General features: G+C 72.7%; 14 protein-coding genes. 6 read left to right on the top strand and 8 right to left on the bottom strand.

What is annotated here, in order from left to right:
- Positions 1-39: 39 nt before the first annotated feature.
- Positions 40-837 carry a lysoplasmalogenase gene (locus OG556_RS27860; protein WP_371520788.1) on the top strand — a complete coding sequence of 266 codons (798 nt, stop codon included), beginning with the start codon at positions 40-42 and terminating at the stop codon, positions 835-837.
- A gap of 70 nt (positions 838-907) precedes the next feature.
- Here the strand turns inward: OG556_RS27860 and OG556_RS27855 are convergent, their stop codons facing one another.
- The 7 genes from OG556_RS27855 to OG556_RS27825 form a co-directional block, all read right to left on the bottom strand.
- Positions 908-1,579, bottom strand: coding sequence for a hypothetical protein (locus OG556_RS27855; RefSeq protein WP_371520785.1), 672 nt, complete (start codon positions 1,577-1,579; stop codon positions 908-910).
- Between the two features lie 154 nt (positions 1,580-1,733).
- On the bottom strand, positions 1,734-2,537 hold the full coding sequence (locus OG556_RS27850) for an exodeoxyribonuclease III (protein WP_063350028.1): 804 nt from the start codon (positions 2,535-2,537) through the stop codon (positions 1,734-1,736).
- A 154-nt stretch (positions 2,538-2,691) separates the two neighbouring features.
- Positions 2,692-4,485 carry a gamma-glutamyltransferase gene (gene ggt, locus OG556_RS27845; RefSeq protein WP_371520782.1) on the bottom strand — a complete coding sequence of 598 codons (1,794 nt, stop codon included), beginning with the start codon at positions 4,483-4,485 and terminating at the stop codon, positions 2,692-2,694.
- A 115-nt stretch (positions 4,486-4,600) separates the two neighbouring features.
- The gene (locus tag OG556_RS27840) at positions 4,601-5,707 is read right to left on the bottom strand and encodes an ROK family glucokinase (protein WP_371520780.1); all 1,107 of its coding nucleotides are present in this window, start codon (positions 5,705-5,707) and stop codon (positions 4,601-4,603) included.
- 2 nt (positions 5,708-5,709) lie between these two features.
- Positions 5,710-6,588, bottom strand: coding sequence for an ATP-binding cassette domain-containing protein (locus tag OG556_RS27835; protein WP_371520777.1), 879 nt, complete (start codon positions 6,586-6,588; stop codon positions 5,710-5,712).
- On the bottom strand, positions 6,585-7,616 hold the full coding sequence (locus OG556_RS27830; RefSeq protein WP_363616784.1) for an ABC transporter permease: 1,032 nt from the start codon (positions 7,614-7,616) through the stop codon (positions 6,585-6,587). The genes OG556_RS27835 and OG556_RS27830 overlap by 4 nt, the downstream gene beginning before the upstream one ends.
- On the bottom strand, positions 7,613-8,632 hold the full coding sequence (locus tag OG556_RS27825; protein ID WP_371520774.1) for a sugar ABC transporter substrate-binding protein: 1,020 nt from the start codon (positions 8,630-8,632) through the stop codon (positions 7,613-7,615). The genes OG556_RS27830 and OG556_RS27825 overlap by 4 nt, the downstream gene beginning before the upstream one ends.
- A gap of 312 nt (positions 8,633-8,944) precedes the next feature.
- On the opposite strand from OG556_RS27825, the gene OG556_RS27820 reads away from it, so the two are divergent.
- Entirely contained in the window at positions 8,945-10,090 is a 1,146-nt protein-coding gene (locus tag OG556_RS27820) for an alpha/beta hydrolase (RefSeq protein WP_371520772.1), read from the top strand.
- Positions 10,091-10,192: 102 nt separating this feature from the next.
- Here OG556_RS27820 and OG556_RS27815 read toward each other — a convergent pair whose 3' ends face one another.
- The gene (locus OG556_RS27815; protein WP_371520769.1) at positions 10,193-11,785 is read right to left on the bottom strand and encodes a PucR family transcriptional regulator; all 1,593 of its coding nucleotides are present in this window, start codon (positions 11,783-11,785) and stop codon (positions 10,193-10,195) included.
- A 451-nt stretch (positions 11,786-12,236) separates the two neighbouring features.
- Between OG556_RS27815 and OG556_RS27810 the strand changes: the two genes are divergently transcribed.
- The 4 genes from OG556_RS27810 to OG556_RS27795 all read left to right on the top strand — a co-directional run bounded on the left by OG556_RS27810 (position 12,237) and on the right by OG556_RS27795 (position 17,812).
- Positions 12,237-13,124, top strand: a complete 888-nt coding sequence (locus tag OG556_RS27810; RefSeq protein WP_371520765.1) for a xanthine dehydrogenase family protein subunit M — start codon at positions 12,237-12,239, stop codon at positions 13,122-13,124.
- On the top strand, positions 13,121-13,609 hold the full coding sequence (locus OG556_RS27805) for a (2Fe-2S)-binding protein (RefSeq protein ID WP_371520762.1): 489 nt from the start codon (positions 13,121-13,123) through the stop codon (positions 13,607-13,609). Before OG556_RS27810 ends, OG556_RS27805 begins: the two co-directional genes overlap by 4 nt.
- Positions 13,606-15,975 carry a xanthine dehydrogenase subunit D gene (gene pucD / locus OG556_RS27800; RefSeq protein WP_371520759.1) on the top strand — a complete coding sequence of 790 codons (2,370 nt, stop codon included), beginning with the start codon at positions 13,606-13,608 and terminating at the stop codon, positions 15,973-15,975. Before OG556_RS27805 ends, pucD begins: the two co-directional genes overlap by 4 nt.
- Before the next feature lie 322 nt (positions 15,976-16,297).
- On the top strand, positions 16,298-17,812 hold the full coding sequence (locus OG556_RS27795) for an NCS2 family permease (RefSeq protein ID WP_371520757.1): 1,515 nt from the start codon (positions 16,298-16,300) through the stop codon (positions 17,810-17,812).
- The last annotated feature ends 79 nt before the right edge of the window (positions 17,813-17,891 follow it).

Below are 17,891 nucleotides of genomic sequence, written 5' to 3'. Positions count from 1 at the left end.
CCACTCCCCCACCGCCCGACCCCGGAGGTCAGCAGCCGCATGAGCATCCGTACGACCACCCGTGCCGTCCTCGGCGGCCGCCTGCGCTCGGCCGCCGGCCTGCTCGGCGGCTTCGCGGCCGCCTCGGCGACGCACCTGGGCGCGATCGCCTCCGGCGCGTCCGTGCTGCAGAACGCCACCAAGCCGGCCCTGATGCCGCTGCTGGCCGCGCACAGCGTCGCCGCGGCCGCCACCGCCGGGCGGCGGGCGCCGAAGCCGCTGGCCCCGGCACTGCTGCTGAGCGCGGGCGGGGACGTGCTGCTCCAGCTGAAGAACGACACCGCGTTCCTGGCCGGGATGGGCTCGTTCGCGGCGGCGCACGTCTGCTACGTGACGATGTTCGTCCGGCGCGGGGCGCTGACCGACCGTCGGCGGGCCCTGGTGGTGGCGGCCGCGTACGCAACCGCCTGGGCGGCCATGGTCGGGCAGCTCTGGCCGGACCTCGGGGACCTGCGGATCCCGGTGGCCGGCTACAGCCTGCTGCTCGCCTCCACGGCCGTCACCTCGGCCGGGCTGGGCTGGCGAACCGGGCTGGGCGGGGCGCTGTTCCTGCTGTCCGACACGCTGATCGCCACCCAGCTGGCGAAGTGGCGGGAACTGCCGGGGCACCAGTTCTGGATCATGGCGACGTACGTCCTGGCCCAGTACCTGCTGGCCAGCGGCACCCTCCGGCACGAGCACGAGCACGAGCACGGGCACGAGCACCGTGAGCTCGAACCCGGGCACGAGAACAAGCACGGGAAGGGAACCGGGCACGGGCCTCAGCAGCAGCGGAACCCCGCACCGCAGGCCGGCTGACACGCCTGTGCGCCGCCGGCCCGGTCAGGGTCCGACGGCGCGCGGGAAAGGCAAAAAGGCGCGGTGCCCATCAGGCACCGCGCCGCCGCAGCAGCCAGAATCCTCCGACTCCGCCCGCCACCAGGGCCAGGCCCCCGGCCAGCTCCGCCGGATCGGCCGCGACCGAGCCGCCGAGGCCGGTGTTCACGGCACCGTGCGGGGCGACCTGCTGGCCGCCGGCGCCGGACTGGCCGAGCGAGCCCGCCCACTCGCCGGCCGCCTTGCCCCAGTCACCGAGGCCTTTCTCGGGACCCTTCTCGGCGCCTTTCTCCGGCCCTTTTTCAGGCCCTTTCTCAGGGCCTTTCTCGGGGCCCTTGTCGGAGCCCCTGTCGGAGCCGGCGACCGGGACGCCGGCGACCGCGACCTTGGTGGAGAACGCCCCGCCGTCCGGGCAGGTGCCGTCGATCTTGTTGTCCCCGGAGTGCTGGCCGGCCAGCCGGGCCGTGCCGCTGTGCTTGCCGTCGGAGCCCAGGGTGAGAGTGGCCGGACCGCCCTCGAACGCGGCGGAGTGGGCGGTGATGGTCTTGGCGTCGGGCTTGTCCGACTTCTCACAGGAGACCGTGAGCTTCACGGTCTGGCCCGGTGCGGCCTGGGACGGGCTGACCGAGGCCGAGCCGTCCCTGGCGGATGCGAGGGGGGCCGTCAGGCCGGTCAGCACCGTCGCGCCGATCAGGGCGGCGGCGGCCGTACGCAAGGGGCGCATGCCGGAACCTCCGGGATTCTCGGGCGCAGCCGGGGGGACTCCGATGTCCACGTGGTCGAACAACTGCACCCGGTTATGCCCGACGGTAGGCAGCCCGCCCGGCCCCGGCCACCGGTCGGGACCGTTCGGGTTACCGCCCCTCACCCAGGGTGATTCACAGGTCGAGGTCCACCACGACCGGCGCGTGGTCCGAGGTGCCCTTGCCCTTGCGGGCCTCGCGGTCCACATAGCTGTCGGTGACGGCGTCCACGAAGGGCTTGTTGGCGTAGGTGAGGTCGATCCGCATGCCCCGGTTCTTGGGGAAGGCCAGCTGGCGGTAGTCCCAGTAGGTGTAGGGGCGGTCGTACTTGAGCGGGCGCGGCACCACGTCGTGCAGGCCCACCTCGCCGAGGGCCTCCAGCGCGGCCCGCTCGGCGGGGGTGACGTGGGTGAGGCCCTCGAAGGCGGCGACGTCGTAGACGTCCTCGTCGGCGGGGGCGATGTTGAAGTCCCCGAGGACGGCGAACGGGCGGGGCCCGGCGGCGTCCTCGGTGGCGGCCGTGCGCAGCGCCTGCAGCCACTCCAGCTTGTAGCGGTAGTGGGCGTGGTCGACCTCGCGGCCGTTGGGCACGTAGACCGACCAGACCCGGACCGGGCCGCAGGTGGCGGCGACGGCGCGCGGCTCGACGTCGGGCAGCAGGGCGCCGTCGGCGAGGTAGCCGGGCTGGCCGGGCAGGTCGCGCACGACGTCGTCCAGGCCGAGCCGGGAGACGATCGCGACGCCGTTCCACCGGCCGGTGCCGTGGGCCGCGGTCTCGTACCCGAGGGCGCGCACCTCCTCGTACGGGAAGGCGTCGGCCGCGCACTTGAGCTCCTGGAGGCAGAGCACGTCGGGCTTGGCGCTCTCCAGCCACTCCAGGAGCTTGGGCAGCCGCGCGGTGACGGAGTTGATGTTCCAGGTGGCGATGCGGACGGTCACGGCGGGCGGCCTTCCCGGTGGTTCGGTACGGACGGGTGCTTCGGTACGGACGGGTGCTTCGGTCAAGACGAGGGGTGGGCACCCCCCGAGGGGACGCCCACCCCGAACATACCGCCCGGCACCGACAGCGCGGCCCGGCCGGCTCACGGCCCGGTCAGCCCGTGGGCCGGACCACCGCCGCGGAGCCGCCCCCGCGCCGGACCGGTTCGGCCGCGGCCACCCACCGCCCGTCCGGCAGCCGTTCGACGCCGGTCGCGGCGCCGATCTCGGCGACGGACGTGAAGCTGTGCCCGAGCGCCTCCAGGGCGGCCCGTTCGGGCAGCGCCAGGAAGCCGGGCTCGGCCTGGGTGGCGACGGTGTTGCGCTGGCTGGCGCGCGGTGCGGCGATGGCCTGTTCCAGGCTCAGGCCCCGGTCGAGCCGGCCGAGCAGCACCTGGAGGGTGGTGGTGATGATGGTCGCGCCGCCGGGGCTTCCGGTGGCCAGCAGCGGCTCGCCGTCGCGCAGCACGATGGTCGGGGAGATCGAGGAGCGCGGCCGCTTGCCCGGGCCGGGCAGGTTGGGGTCGGGGACGCCCGGGGTGAGCGGGGTGAAGTCGAAGTCGGTGAGCTCGTTGTTGAGCAGGAAGCCGCGGCCGGGGACGGTGATGCCGCTGCCGCCGGTCTGCTCGATGGTGAGGGTGTAGGAGACGACGTTGCCCCAGCGGTCGGCCACGCTGAGGTGGGTGGTGTTGGGGCCCTCGTAGGGCTCGGCGACGGCGGGGCCGGCCTCGGCGCAGTCGGCGGGGTGGCGCGGGTCGCCGGGGGCGAGCGGGCTGGTGAGGGCGCGGTCGGGGCTGATCAGGCAGGCCCGGGAGGCGGCGTAGCGCGCGGAGAGCAGTTCCTTGGTGGGGACGTCGTCGAAGGCCGGGTCGCCGACCCAGCGGTTGCGGTCGGCGAAGGCGATCCGGGAGGCGTCCAGGAAGTGGTGGTAGTACTGCGTGTCGCTGTACGCGCCGAGGTCGCCGTCCTCCAGGATGCCGAGCGCCTCGCCGACGGTGGTGCCGCCGGAGCTGGAGGGGGCGATGGAGTAGACGTCGTAGTCCCGGTACGGGACGTGGGTGGGCGCCTGGCGGCGGACCTGGTAGGCGGCGAGGTCGGCGGTGTCGATCCTGCCCGGGCGGGCCTTGCGGCCGGAGGCCGGGTCGACCGGCGGGTGCTGGACGGTGTTGGCCACGTCCTTGCCGAGGTCGCCCTGGTAGAAGGCCTTGACGCCGTCCTTGGCGAGCAGCCGGTAGGTGGCGGCGAGGTCGGGGTTGCGCAGGACGGTGCCGACCTCGGGGGGCTTGCCGCCGGGCAGGTAGAGCTTGGCGGTGTCCGGGAAGTCCTTGAAGCGGTCGTAGTTGTCGGCGGTCTGGCCGCGGAAGGTCTGGTCGACGACGAAGCCGTGGTCGGCGATCCGCTCGGCCGGCTGGAGGGCGTCGGCGAGCGTGCGGGTGCCCCACTGGCGCAGGGCGGTGTCCCAGGTGGCCGCGGTGCCGGGGACGCCGACGGACAGGCCGCTGGTGACGGCGTCGGCGAAGGCCAGCGGCTTGCCGTCCTCCAGGAACAGCCCGCTGTCGGCGGTGCGGCCGGCCACCTCGCGGCCGTCGATGGTGTGCACCCGGCCGCTGGCGTGGTCGTAGTAGACGAAGTACCCGCCGCCGCCGATGCCGGAGGAGTAGGGCTCGGTGACGCCGAGGGCGGCCGCGGTCGCGACCGCCGCGTCGACCGCGTTGCCGCCCTTGCGCAGCACCTCGATGCCGGCCGCGGTGGCGTCGGCGTCGACGCTGGCCACCGCTCCGCCCCGGCCCACCGCCTCGGGGGCCTTCGGCGGCGGGGCCGCCTGCGCCGCCCCGGCCGGCCCGGCGCAGGACCAGACCAGGGCGGTGGCGAGCAGCAGCGGTGGTGCGATACGGGCCAGAGCCCTCATCCGAGTCCTCCTGAGTCGACGTCAACTCCGTTGTCTCACAGGAGGCATGATCCCGACAATCACACCGCACCGCTACCAACCGGTAGTTGACGGAACCGAATCAGGCGGAAGGACTTCAGACGCCGCTGCGCTCGACCCGGCGCCGCTTGATGGTGCGGAACCGGCGGGCGACCTGCCGGGCGAGGTCGGCGGCGCCGACCAGGCCGGCCTCGTTGCCGAGTGCGGCGTGCACGATGCTGGCCTCGGGCCGGAAGCCGCGCCCGGTGAGGGTGCGGCGGAAGGTGTCCCGGGCCGGGCCGAGCAGCAGGTCGCCGGCCTCGGAAACGCCGCCGCCGATGACGAAGCGGCCCGGGTCGAGCGCGGCGGCCAGGTTGGCGATGCCGACGCCGAGCCAGGTGCCGACCTCGTAGAGCAGTTCGGTGGCGGTCGGGTCGCCGGCCCGGGCGGCCTCGGTGACCAGCGGTCCGGTGATGCCCTCGACGGTGCCGCCGGCCCGGGCGAGCAGCGGCTCCACCACCGGGGACTCCTCGGCGACGAGTTCGCGGGCGTCGCGCACCAGCGCGTTGCCGGAGGAGTACTGCTCCCAGCAGCCGCGGTTGCCGCACGGGCAGCGGTGGCCGCCGGGCAGCACCTGCATGTGGCCGAACTCGCCCGCCAGGCCGTACTTGCCGCGGTCGACGTAGCCGTCGCGGACGACGGCGCCGCCGATGCCGGTGCCCAGGGTGAGCATCACCATGTGGTCCTCGCCGCGCCCGGCGCCGAAGCGCCATTCGGCCCAGGCGGCGGCGTTGGCGTCGTTCTCGACGATCACCGGGAAGCGCAGCCGCTCGCTGAGCGCCTGCTGGAGCGGCTCGCCCCGCCAGTTCAGGTGCGGGGCGAACAGCACCGTGGAGCGGTCGGCGTCGACCCAGCCGGCCGCGCCGATGCCGACGGCGTGGACGTCGTGCCGGTCGGCGAGCTCCAGCACCAGGTCGACGATGACGTTCTCGACGACCTTGGCGCTCTTGCTCTTGTCGGGGGTGTCGGTGCGCAGCTTCTCCAGCACCTTGCCCTCGCCGTCCACCACTCCGGCGACCACCTTGGTGCCGCCGATGTCGACGCCGATGGTGGGCAGCCGCAGTATCCCGGCGGGCAGGGCGCGGCGGCGGCGCTCGGCGCGGGGGCCGAGGCCGAGCAGGGTGGGCAGGACGGCCGGCCGGGTGCTGCCTTGGGGGCTGGTCACGGCTACGGACGCTCCTCACGGGGCTCGGGGTCAGTACGGGGCTGAGGTTCGGTGCGGGGCTGCGGTTCGGTGCGGGGCTGCGGTTCGGTGCGGGGCAGGGGTTCGGTGGGCCGGGCCAGCTCGTGCGAGAGTTCGGCGAGGTCGGAGCCGCCGGCCATCTCGGTGGTGAGCTGTTCGAGGCCGATCTCGGCGCGCGGGTGGCTGCCGGCCATCCGGCCCCGCTTGAGCAGGGTGAAGTGGTCGCCGACCAGGTACGCGTGGTGCGGGTTGTGGGTGATCAGGACGACCCCGAGCCCGGCGTCGCGGGCGGCGGTGACGTACTTGAGCACCACTCCGGACTGCTTGACGCCGAGCGCCGCGGTCGGCTCGTCCAGGATGAGCACCTTGGCGCCGAAGTGCACGGCACGGGCGATCGCCACGCACTGGCGCTGGCCGCCGGAGAGAGTGCCGATCGGGCGGTCCACGTCGTGCAGGTCGATGCCCATCCGGGCGAGCGCCTCGCGGGTGGTGGCGCGCATCGCCTCGGCGTCCAGACGCAGGCCGCCCCAGCGGCGGTGGCCCTGCTCGGAGCCGAGGAAGAAGTTGCGCCAGACCGGCATCAGCGGGACGACGGCGAGGTCCTGGTAGACGGTGGCGATGCCGCGGTCCAGGGCCTGGCGCGGGGAGTCGAGCCGGACCTCCTCGCCGCCGACGGTGTAGGTGCCCTCGTCGTGCTGGTGCAGCCCGGAGATGATCTTGATCAGGGTGGACTTGCCGGCGCCGTTGTCGCCGAGCACGCAGCTGATCTCGCCGGCGTGCAGGGTGAGCGAGACGTCCTGGAGGGCGCGGACGGTGCCGTAGCTCTTGCCGACGCCCTCCAGGGCGAGCAGTTCGGTCTTCATCGGGGCCCCCGTTCGGCCTGGCGCTTGACGTACGCGTTCAGCAGGGCGGCGAGCAGCAGCATCGCGCCGAGGAAGAACTTGAACCAGTCCGGGTTCCACTGGGCGTAGATGATCCCCTTGCTGGCCATGCCGAAGATCAGCGCGCCGAGCGCGGAGCCGACCACGGAGCCGTAGCCGCCGGTGATCAGGCAGCCGCCGATGACGGCCGCGACGATGTAGATCAGCTCGTTGCCGACACCCTCGCCGGACTGCACGGTGTCGAAGGAGAACAGCAGGTGCTGGCCGAGCACCCAGGCGCCGAAGCCGACACCGAGGTAGAGCAGGGTCTTGGTGCGGGCGACCGGCACGCCGACCGCGCGGGCGGCGTCCGCGTCGCCGCCGACGGCGAAGATCCAGTTGCCGAAGCGGGTGCGCAGCAGCACCCAGCTGCCGACCGCGAGCAGGCCGAGCCACCACCAGACGGTGGCCTTGATCGTCAGCCCGCCGACGGTGACCTCGGAGGCGAACAGCCAGCGGCAGGAGGCGAAGCCCTCCATGTCGGAGATCGGCTTGGTCGAGACGGTGCCGGAGACCAGCTTGGTGACCCCCAGGTTGGCACCGGTCAGCATCAGGAAGGTGCCGAGGGTGACGATGAAGCTGGGCAGCCGGGTGCGGCCGAGCATCCAGCCGTTGAAGGCGCCGACGGCCAGGGTGACGGCGAGCGAGACCAGCGTGCCGACCCAGGTCACCGCGGTGAACTGGTAGGAGACCATCGAGGAGGTCAGCGCGGCGGTGGTGACCAGCACGCCCGCCGACAGGTCGAACTCGCCGCCGATCATCAGCAGCGAGACCGGGACGGCCATGATCCCGATGGTGGACGCCGCGTAGAGCACGGTGCCCAGCGAGGAGACCCGCAGGAAGGGTTCGGCAGCCACCGCGAAGACGGTGAACACCGCGACGGCGGCGATCAGCGAGCCGAGCTCGGGGCGGGCGAGGAGGCGGCGCAGCGCGGCCGGGCGGTCCTGGGCGAGGACGTCGGTGGTGCTCACCTGGTCCCCCTCGCGACGTACTCGGCGAGCGCGTCGGCGTCGTCCTTGGTCAGGATCTGCGGGCCGGTCGCGACGGGCTTGCCGCCGCCGAGCATGTCCAGGTTGGACTTGTACAGCCAGAGCAGGTCGACGCCCTCGTAGCCCTGGAGGTAGGGCTGCTGGTCGACGGCGAAGCCGACGGAGCCGGACTTGAGGCCGGCCACCACCTGCGGCCCCAGGTCGAAGGTGTCGAGCTCGACGGCGCGGTGGACGTCCTGGACGGCCTGGAGGCCGGTGGCGGCCATCGGGCCGGAGAGGGTGAGCACGGTGTCGATGGACGGGTCGGCCTGGAGCTTGGCGGAGATCGCGGCGCGGGCGTCGGGCATGTTCACGCCGTCCACGTACAGCACCTGGAAGGCGCCGCCGGCCTTGGACTGGGCGCCGGAGCAGCGCTGCTCCTGGCCGATGTTGCCCTGCTCGTGGATGACGCAGAGCACGTTCTTGCGGCCGCGGCCGGCCAACTCGGTGCCGGCCGCCTGGCCGGCGGTGGACTCGTCCTGGCCGATGTGGGTGAGCGCGCCGAACCTGGCGGAGTACTCCTGTCCGGAGTTCACGGTGATCACGGGGATGCCGGCGGCCTTGGCCTTGCCGAGGACGTCGGCCATGGCGTCGCCCTTGGCGAGGGTGACCAGCAGGCCGTCGACCTTCTGGTCGATGGCGGCCTGGACGAGCTGGACCTGGTTCTGGGTCTGCGCGTCGTTGGAGTACAGGAAGGTGATGTTGTCCTTGGCGGCGGCCTGCTCGGCACCCTTGCGCACGCTGTCCCAGAAGGCGTCGCCGGCACCGGCGTGGGTCACCATGGCGACCTTCCAGCGCGGGGTGGTGACGGCGCTGCCGCCGGCGGCCGACGCCTTGGCGCGGGCCTCCTCGGCGCGGAGGCCTCCGGTACTGCTGCAACCGGCCGTGGTGACCGCGAGTGCCAGGAGGGCGCAGACGGGCCAGAAACGGCGGGACGGGCGAAAGCGGGTTGTGCTCATCCCCATAGTCTCTCTGGCCGGGCGGCACGTGGATGACACCGCCTCGCCCGGCGGCGCCCGCGACGCGGGAGGTAAGGTGCCCCGGGGGACCTTCCTGGAAGTTCGCTGGACATCTCGTCCGGACGACCGCCGTCCGGGTGGCAGACTTAGCGCCGACCCGAAGCAGGAACATCACAGGAAACGTGATGTTCCTCTCAGGTTCCGCACAGATTCGGATGGCAACCGATCATCGGTTCCGCGCCGTCCAATGCCATTGGAGTGCGTTCGGGCGAGTGGGGCTCGGGCGGCCAGCAACCCGGATACGAGAACTTGATGCAACTGACAGGTACGCCATTCTTCATCCTCACCGTCATCCTGGTGCCGGTGTCCATCGCGGTGGCGCTCCTGTACTGGGGCAAGGTCCGCGGACCGAACCCGGTGCGGATCCTGTCCAGGCTCGTCATGATCATGTTCTGCCAGATCACGGCCGTGCTGATGGTCTTCGTGATGGTCAACAACGCCAACCTGATCTACGGCAACTGGGACGACCTGCTCGGCACCGGTGACCACGTCCGGGCCGTGCCGCAGGTGGCGCCCGCCGACCAGGGCGCCGCGGGCAAGGACGGCGCCGGCCAGGGCGGCGGCGACGCGGCCAAGCAGCCGCCGAAGGCGCTCCAGAAGTTCGCCGGCGTGGGCGACCCGGCGGTGCCCGGCGACGTCCAGAAGACCGAGCTCAAGGGCCAGGTGTCCGGGGTCGACGGCGAGGTGCTGGTCTGGCTGCCGCCGCAGTACAACGACCCGGCGTTCAAGGACAAGAAGTTCCCGGTGGTCGAGCTGATCCCGGGCTACCCGGGCTCCTCCTCCACCTGGTACGGCACCCTCAAGGTCTCCGAGCAGCTCAAGCCGCTGATGCAGCAGGGCAAGGTCTCCCCGTTCATCCTGGTCTCGCCGCGCACCCTGCTCCTCGGCAACCACCAGGACGCCGGCTGCACCGACATCCCCGGCAAGATCAACGCCGACGCCTGGCTCACCCGGGACGTCCCGCAGATGATCATGGACAACTTCCGCGCCGACCCGTCCCCGGACCGCTGGGGCATCGCCGGCTACTCGGCCGGCGCCCACTGCGCGGCCAAGCTGTCCCTGGCGCACCCCAACCGGTACCGGGCCGCGATCTCGATGTCCGGCTACAACGACCCGGCGTCCGAGAGCGACTCCCTGGTCGGCAAGGACCCGAAGCTGCGCGAGGCCAACAACCCGGTCAACATCCTCAAGAGCGCCCAGCAGCCGCCGAAGGTCAGCCTCTACATCAGCGGCAAGAAGGGCGACGGCCTGGAGGACGGCCAGGCGATCGCGGCGGCGGCCAAGGAGCCGACCAAGGTCCAGGTCCAGGAGAGCAACGGCCCGCACACCACCGAGCTGTGGAAGACCATGGTGCCGAGCATCTTCGAGTGGATGACCTCGGTCATCCCGCCGCAGTAGTCCCGCCCAGTAGTCCCAAGCAGTAACGATCATGCAGGAGGGCCCGCCGCGAGTGCTCGCGGCGGGCCCTCCTGCATGGGGCACGGCTCTCGGGACCGGCCGTCAGGCCAGTTCGAGCGCCAGGTAGAAGTCCACCCGGTCCTCCAACCGGGAGAGGTCACGGCCGGTCAGCTCCTCGATCCGGCCGATCCGGTAGCGCAGGGTGTTGACGTGGACGTGCAGCTGCGCGGCGCAGCGCGTCCAGGAGCCGTCCGAGCGCAGGAACGCCTCCAGGGTGCGGACCAGGTCCGCCTGGTGCTCGATGTCGTACGCGATCACCTTGTCCAGCAGCCGGCTGCGGAAGGCGCGGCGGACCTCGTCCGGGACGGCCGCCAGCAGCAGCACGTGCGAGGCCAGCTCCTCGGGGCCCGCCACGCAGACCCGGCCGACCCGGGCGGCGGCGATCCGGCGGGCGTGCCGGGCCTCCTCCAGGGCGCCGCGCAGGCCGCCGGCCTCGGAGGCGGGGGCGGAGACGCCGAGGGTGATCCGGCCCTCGGAGCCGAGGCCCGCCTCCAGCGGGGCGAGCAGGTCGCGCAGGGTCTCGGCGGGCACCGGGCCGTCCAGGGCGGGCAGCACCACGACGGCGCCGGAGCCGGCCCCGGCGACCAGCGCGCGGTCGGTGGTGCCGCCCAGCGCCTCCTCCAGGACGGCGCGCACCACGCCCTCGGGCAGGCCGGTGCCCTCGGCGCTGAGCACCAGCCAGGCCCCGTCCTGGGCCTGGGGTTTGGGATCGACGCTCTCGTAGCGGGCGGCCATCGCCGAGGAGGCGTACAGGGTGCGGCTGATCTCGGCCGGGTCGGCGTCGCGCTGGAGCAGGGCCAGCACCTCGTCGGCGAGGCGGCGGCGCAGCCGGCGGCCCTCGTCGCGGCGGTGGCGCTCGGCGGCGACCAGCCGGGCCAGGTTCTCGGCGAGCTGCTGGCGCTTGGTGGTCCACTCGGTGACGTCGCCGGCCACCGCGAGCACCCAGTCGGCCAGCGGCGCCTGGTGGTCGGCCGAGGCCGGGGCGGGCAGCAGCGAGTAGGAGCCGCCGGCCAGGCGGGCCCGGTGCGGGGGGCGGCGGCGCTGGCGCTGGGCGCCGAGGTGGGCGCGGACCAGCTGGTCGCGGTCCTCGGCCGGGAGGCGGTCGGCGGGGCCGGCGATCACCGCACCGGTGGGGGTGAGCACCCAGCAGTCGAGGTCGAGGTCGCCGCCGAGCAGGTCCAGCACCGCGTCCAGGCCGCCGCCGCCGGCCGCCGAGACCAGCAGGCGGTGCCGGTCGACGAGGGCGGCGAGGTCGGCGGCGCGGTCGGCGGAGACCTGGCGGCCGATGAACTCGGTGACGGTGCCGAAGGCGATGTCGTCGGGGACGGCCAGCAGCGGCATCCGGTGCCGCCGGCAGGCCTCCACCAGGTCCTCGGGCACCGGGCCGACCTCGGCCTCGCCGGCCGCCAGGGCGACCGCGCCGCCGGCCACGATGGTCCGCACGAACCGCTCGGAGTCGGCCGGGGCGGTGCGCCACAGCATGCCGGTGAGCACCAGCTCGCCGCCGTGCAGGTAGCGGCCGGGGTCGTGCAGGTCCGTGGTCATGACGCCGCTGACCTGCCGGTCCAGCTCGTCCTCGGCCGCGAGCAGGCGCAGTCGCGGGGCGCCGGGGGCGAGCAGGTCACGGACACGCATCCGCGGACTCCTAACGGGGGCTGAGGGTGGGATGGGGCTGAGGGGTGGGCCGAACGGGGGAGGCCCGAGCGTTCGGTCGGGGGTCACAGTGTGCCCGAACATCCGTACTTGTCGTCACGTCCGGGCGGGCGACCGGATCACGGGCCCGTCGCTTGCGAATCACGGCCGGATTACGGTCGTAGGTGGCACCTGGTGAACACCTGGGCTGCGCATTCCTCTCCTTAGAGGAACGTACAGGATGCCGGGCGGGAGCACAGCCGGGGCTTCATGCCATCGGTGACTGCCTGTGGGCCCCGTCCCGGCGGTTCACTGGGCGACACGCCGCCGGACGCAGCCCGGTGACCGGGGCCCGACGCGGAGGCGACGAAGCGGTTGGTTGAGAGGTCCGAACACCGAGTTCCGGGCAGTGTGCCCACCCGCCCGGCAGGCGACGACTTGAGGAGACACCCGCATGGAGTTCCTTCGGCCCGCTACCTGGGACGAGGCACTCGCGGCGAAGGCCGAGTACCCGACCGCGCTGCCCATCGCGGGCGGTACGGACGTCATGGTCGAGCTGAACTTCGACGTGCACCGGCCATCCGCGATTCTCGATCTGAACCGCATCACCGAGCTCACCCAGTGGTCGAACGACGACGGCGTCGTCAGGCTCGGCGCCTCCGTCCCCTACTCCCGGATCATCGACGAGCTGTCCGGGCCGCTGCCCGGGCTGGCGCTGGCGGCCCACACCGTCGGCTCCCCGCAGATCCGCAACCGCGGCGGCGTCGGCGGCAACCTCGGCGCGGCCTCCCCGGCCGGCGACTCCCACCCGGCGCTGCTGGCGGCCGGCCGGGACGTCCTGGTCGAGGCCGCCTCCGTGCGCGGCACCCGGCTGATCCCGATCGACGACTTCTACGTCGGCGTGAAGCGCAACAGCCTGGAGGCCGACGAGCTGATCCGGGCCGTGCACATCCCGGTGGCGGACGGCCCGCAGCAGTTCTCGAAGATCGGCACCCGCAACGCCATGGTGATCGCGGTCTGCGCCTTCGGCTTCGCCCTCCACCCGAAGAACGGCACCGTCGGCACCGGCATCGGCTCGGCCGCCCCCACGCCGCGCCGCGCCGTCGAGGCCGAGGAGTACCTGGCGGGCGTGCTCGCCGAGCGCGGCCTCTGGGAGTCCGGCGACCTGCTGGGCGCCGAGGTGGTCCAGCGCTTCGGCGAGCTGGTCAAGGCCGCCGCCTCGCCGATCGACGACGTCCGGGGCACCGCCGACTACCGCCGGCACGCGCTGGCCGTGATGGCCCGCCGCACCCTCACCTGGACCTGGAACGACTACAGCAAGCAGATCAGGAGCGCGGCATGAGGGTGACTTTCACCGCCAACGGCAAGCCGGTCGAGGCGGACGACGTCTGGGAGGGCGAGAGCCTCCTGTACGTGCTGCGCGAGCGGGTCGGCCTGCCGGGCTCGAAGAACGCCTGCGAGCAGGGCGAGTGCGGCTCCTGCACGGTCTACCTGGACGGCGTGCCGGTCTGCAGCTGTCTGGTCGCGGCCGGCCAGGTGCAGGACCGCGAGGTGCGCACGGTCGAGGGCCTGACCGGGGAGAACGGCGAACTGGGCCTCGTCCAGCAGGCGTTCGTCGATGCCGGCGCCGTCCAGTGCGGCTTCTGCACCCCCGGCCTGCTGGTGCAGACCGACGCGCTGCTGGAGCGGGACGCCCAGCCGAGCGACAACGACATCCGCGAGGCGCTGTCGGGCAACCTCTGCCGCTGCACCGGCTACGAGAAGATCATGGACGCGGTGCGGCTGGCGTCCGCCCGCACGTGCGCCGGAAAGGCCGTTTCGCAATGACCACCCGCACCATCCAGGGCCAGAAGAACCTCCAGGACATCCGGCAGGCCAGCAAGGACGGCATCGGCGGCTCGCCGCTGCGCCCGGACGGCCACCTCAAGGTCAAGGGCGAGTTCGCGTACTCCTCCGACATGTGGCACGAGGACATGCTCTGGGGCATGGCGCTGCGCTCGCCGCACCCGCGCGCCACCATCCTGTCGGTGGACATCTCCGAGGCGCTCAAGGTGCCCGGCGTCTACGCCGTCCTCACCCACCAGGACATCCCCGGCGCGAAGTACTACGGGCTGGAGATCCAGGACCAGCCGGCCCTGGCCATCGACAAGGTCCGCTACCACGGCGAGGCGATCGCCCTGGTCGCGGCCGACCACCCGGAGACCGCCCGCCGCGCGGTGAAGAGGATCAAGGTCGAGTACGAGGTGCTCACCCCGATCGTCACCGAGGAGCAGTGCCTCGACCCCGCCACCCACGGCTACGTGCACGAGCCGCACGAGTACAAGTCGCACGGGTACGGCAACATCTGCCACGAGCAGCGGCTGGTCTCCGGCCTCGGTGTCACCGACGAGGTCCGCGCGCTCGCGGACGTCATCGTCAGCGGCGACTACGAGGTCGGCATGCAGGACCAGGCCTTCCTCGGCCCCGAGTCCGGCCTCGCGGTGCCCGCCGAGGACGGCGGCATCGACCTCTACATCGCCACCCAGTGGCTGCACGTCGACCGCCAGCAGATGGCCCCGGTGCTCGACCTGCCCGAGGAGAAGGTCCGGCTCACCCTGGCCGGCGTCGGCGGCGCCTTCGGCGGCCGCGAGGACCTGTCGATGCAGATCCACGCCTGCCTGCTGGCCCAGCACACCGGCAAGCCGGTCAAGATCGTCTACGCCCGCGACGAGTCCTTCTTCGGCCACGTGCACCGCCACCCCGCCAGGATGCACTACGAGCACGGCGCCACCCGCGACGGCAAACTGGTCTTCGCCGACTGCCGGATCGTGCTCGACGGCGGCGCGTACGCCTCCGCCTCGCCCGCCGTGGTCGGCAACGCGGCCTCGCTCGGGCACGGCCCCTACGTGATCCCCAACGTGCGGATGCACGCCATCGCGCTCTACAGCAACAACCCCTCCTGCGGCGCCATGCGCGGCTTCGGCGCCGTCCAGGCCGCGTTCGGCTACGAGTCGCAGATGGACAAGCTGGCCGCCGAACTCGGCATGGACCCGGTCGAGTTGAGGCAGCTCAACGCCATGTCGGAGGGCGACTTCATGCCCACCGGCCAGCAGATCGACTCGCCCGCCCCGGTCGCCGAACTGCTGCGGCGCGCCAAGGAGATGCCGCTGCCGCCGCCGCTGGACACCGAGCACCCGGACGTGCGCCAGCTCCCCGGGGCGCTGTCCAACACCTCGCACGGCGAGGGCATCGTGCGCGGCGTCGGCTACTCGGTCGGCATCAAGAACGTCGGCTTCTCCGAGGGCTTCGACGACTACTCCACCGCCCGGGTGCGCCTGGAGGTGATCGGCGGCGAGCCCGTCGCCATGGTCCACACCGCGATGGCGGAGGTCGGCCAGGGCGGCGTCACCGTGCACGCCCAGATCGCCCGCACCGAGCTGGGCGTCGAACTGGTCACCATCCACCCGGCCAACACCGAGGTCGGCTCGGCCGGTTCGACCTCCGCCTCGCGCCAGACGTACATGACCGGCGGCGCCGTGAAGCTGGCCGCCGAGGCGGTCAGGCGGGCGCTGATCGAGAAGGGCCGCCGCCGCTACGGCTGGACCCACGGCGACATCACGCTGATCGCCGGGAAGGTCGTCTCGGAGAGCGCCGGCGTGCTGGTCCCCATGGTCGACCTGCTCGGCGACGAGGCCATCGACCTCACCCGCGAACACCACCACCGCCCGACCGTCCCCTTCGACAAGGAGACCGGGCAGGGCTTCGGCCACGTCCAGTACACCTTCTGCGCCAACCGCGCGGTGGTCGACGTGGACGTCGAACTGGGCCTGGTCAAGGTCGTCGAGCTCACCGCCGTCCAGGACGTCGGCAAGGCGCTCAACCCGCTCTCCGTCGTCGGCCAGATCCAGGGCGGCTGCACCCAGGCGCTCGGCCTCGCCGTGATGGAGGAGATCATCGTGCGGGACGGGAAGGTGCGCAACGCCTCCTTCACCGACTACCTGATCCCCACCATCCTCGACACCCCGCCGATCCCGGTGGAGATCCTCGAACTGCCCGACCCGCACGCCCCGTACGGGCTGCGCGGCGTCGGCGAGGCCCCGACCGTCTCGGCGACGCCGTCGATCGTGGCCGCCATCCGCAACGCCACCGGCCTGGCGCTCAACCGGATCCCGGTCCGGCCCGAGCACCTGACCACGGAGGCCCCCGGGGCCTGACGCCCCCGGAGCCCACGAGCTCCCCCGGGCTTCAGGCCCCGGGGAGCAGGAGAACCTCCCCGGGGCGGCGACCGTCTTCCCCGCCGCCCCGGGGCCGCTCCACCGCGCCACCCCCACTCGCGTGCACCACCCACCGGCACGCGAGCGCACCATCCCGCTGCCTCTCCCACGCCGGGGTTCTGCAGCGGTGCGCACCACCCACGCACCGCGGGCACCGCCACAGTGCGCCCAGTGAGTCGAGCAGTCCCCCTGCGCCAACCTCGTTGACTGGCAGTCAGGTCGGCTCGCCCACCCCAACCCCCTTTGACACTTGGGAGTGGACATGACCCAGATCCCCACGGAACACAGCCCCACGGAACCCGGCCCCACGGAAGAAAGACCCGCCGAGGACGACACCGCCTCGCCGGCCCCCGCCCCCACCTCGGCCCCCGCCCCCGCTCCGAAGAACGCACTGGACGCGTACTTCAAGATCACGGCCCGGGGATCGACCTTCGGCAACGAGATCCGCGGCGGCCTCACCACCTTCATGGCGATGGCCTACATCGTGCTGCTCAACCCGATCATCCTGAGCGGCGCCGACGTCAACGGCCTCAAGCTGGACCACGCACAGCTCACCACCGCGACCGCGCTCGCCGCCGCCGTCACCACGATCCTGATGGGCGTGGTCGGCAACGTCCCCCTGGCGGTCGCCGCCGGGCTCTCCGTCTCCGGCGTGATATCCGCGCTGGTGGTGCCGCACACCACCTGGCCCCAGGCCATGGGCCTGTGCGTGATCTACGGCCTGCTGATCGTCCTGCTGGTCGTGTCCGGGCTCCGCGAGAAGATCATGAACGGCATCCCGCTGCCGCTCAAGCACGCCATCACCATCGGCATCGGCCTCTTCGTCTCGCTGATCGGCCTGGTCAAGGCAGGCTTCGTGCACACCGGCGGCCCCACACCGCTCGCGCTCGGCCCCTTCGGCGAGCTGGCCGGCTGGCCCGTCCTGGTCTTCTGCCTCACCGTCCTGACGATCTTCGTCCTGCTGGCCCGCAACGTCCGCGGCGCGATCCTGATCGGCATCGCCGGCGGCACCGTGGTGGCCTTCGTGATCAACGCGGTCGCCGACCTCCCCGCGAAGACCTGGGTCAGCTCCGCCCCGGTGTGGCCGGGCAGCCCGGTCTCCGCGCCCGACTTCGGCCTCTTCGGCCACGTCGACCTCTTCGGCGCCTTCGGCAGCCACGGCCTCGGCGCCATCAGCGCCTCGGTCGCCGTCTTCACCCTGGTGCTGGCCGGCTTCTTCGACGCGATGGCCACCATCATCGGCGTCGGCACCGAGGCCGGGCTGGCCGACAAGCAGGGCCGGATGCCCGGCCTCTCCAAGGCCCTGTTCATCGACGGGGCCGGCGGCGCCGTCGGCGGCCTGTCCGGCGCCTCCGGCCAGACCGTGTTCGTCGAGTCCGCCACCGGCGTCGGCGACGGCGCCCGCACCGGCCTCGCCTCGACCGTCACCGGCGGCGTGTTCGCGCTGATGCTGTTCTTCTCGCCGCTCGCCGCGATCGTCCCGACCGAGGTGGCCTCCGCCGCCCTCGTCGTGATCGGCTCGATGATGATGAGCCAGGCCCGGCACATCGACTGGTCCGACCGCGAGGTCGCCATCCCGGCCTTCCTCACCTGCACCCTGATGCCGTTCACCTACAGCATCACCGCCGGTGTCGCCGCGGGCGTCATCTCGTACACGGTCATCAAGGCGGGCACCGGCAAGTGGCGCGAGCCCGGCCCGCTGATGTGGATCCTCACCGGGGTCTTCGTGGTCTACTTCGCGCTCACCCCGATCAAGTCCTGGCTGGGCGTGCACTAGACCCTCCGGCCGGAGAGGACCTGGCCGCACCGCCGCCGTGCGGGAATCGTTTCCCGTACGGCGGCCCCTCCCGTCTACC

This window comes from Kitasatospora sp. NBC_01300, from assembly GCF_041435235.1.
Taxonomy (GTDB): domain Bacteria; phylum Actinomycetota; class Actinomycetes; order Streptomycetales; family Streptomycetaceae; genus Kitasatospora.
Note: the sequence above shows the minus strand (reverse complement) of the source record. Positions and strands in the feature narration are given on the sequence as shown.

Coding starts and splice junctions, on each gene's coding strand:
- OG556_RS27860 (WP_371520788.1), top strand. CDS start 40: ATGAGCATCCGTACGACCACCCGTGCCGTCCTCGGCGGCCGCCTGCGC.
- OG556_RS27855 (WP_371520785.1), bottom strand. CDS start 1,579: ATGCGCCCCTTGCGTACGGCCGCCGCCGCCCTGATCGGCGCGACGGTG.
- ggt (WP_371520782.1), bottom strand. CDS start 4,485: ATGAGGGCTCTGGCCCGTATCGCACCACCGCTGCTGCTCGCCACCGCC.
- OG556_RS27835 (WP_371520777.1), bottom strand. CDS start 6,588: ATGAAGACCGAACTGCTCGCCCTGGAGGGCGTCGGCAAGAGCTACGGC.
- OG556_RS27825 (WP_371520774.1), bottom strand. CDS start 8,632: ATGAGCACAACCCGCTTTCGCCCGTCCCGCCGTTTCTGGCCCGTCTGC.
- OG556_RS27820 (WP_371520772.1), top strand. CDS start 8,945: ATGCAACTGACAGGTACGCCATTCTTCATCCTCACCGTCATCCTGGTG.
- OG556_RS27815 (WP_371520769.1), bottom strand. CDS start 11,785: ATGCGTGTCCGTGACCTGCTCGCCCCCGGCGCCCCGCGACTGCGCCTG.
- OG556_RS27810 (WP_371520765.1), top strand. CDS start 12,237: ATGGAGTTCCTTCGGCCCGCTACCTGGGACGAGGCACTCGCGGCGAAG.
- OG556_RS27805 (WP_371520762.1), top strand. CDS start 13,121: ATGAGGGTGACTTTCACCGCCAACGGCAAGCCGGTCGAGGCGGACGAC.
- pucD (WP_371520759.1), top strand. CDS start 13,606: ATGACCACCCGCACCATCCAGGGCCAGAAGAACCTCCAGGACATCCGG.
- OG556_RS27795 (WP_371520757.1), top strand. CDS start 16,298: ATGACCCAGATCCCCACGGAACACAGCCCCACGGAACCCGGCCCCACG.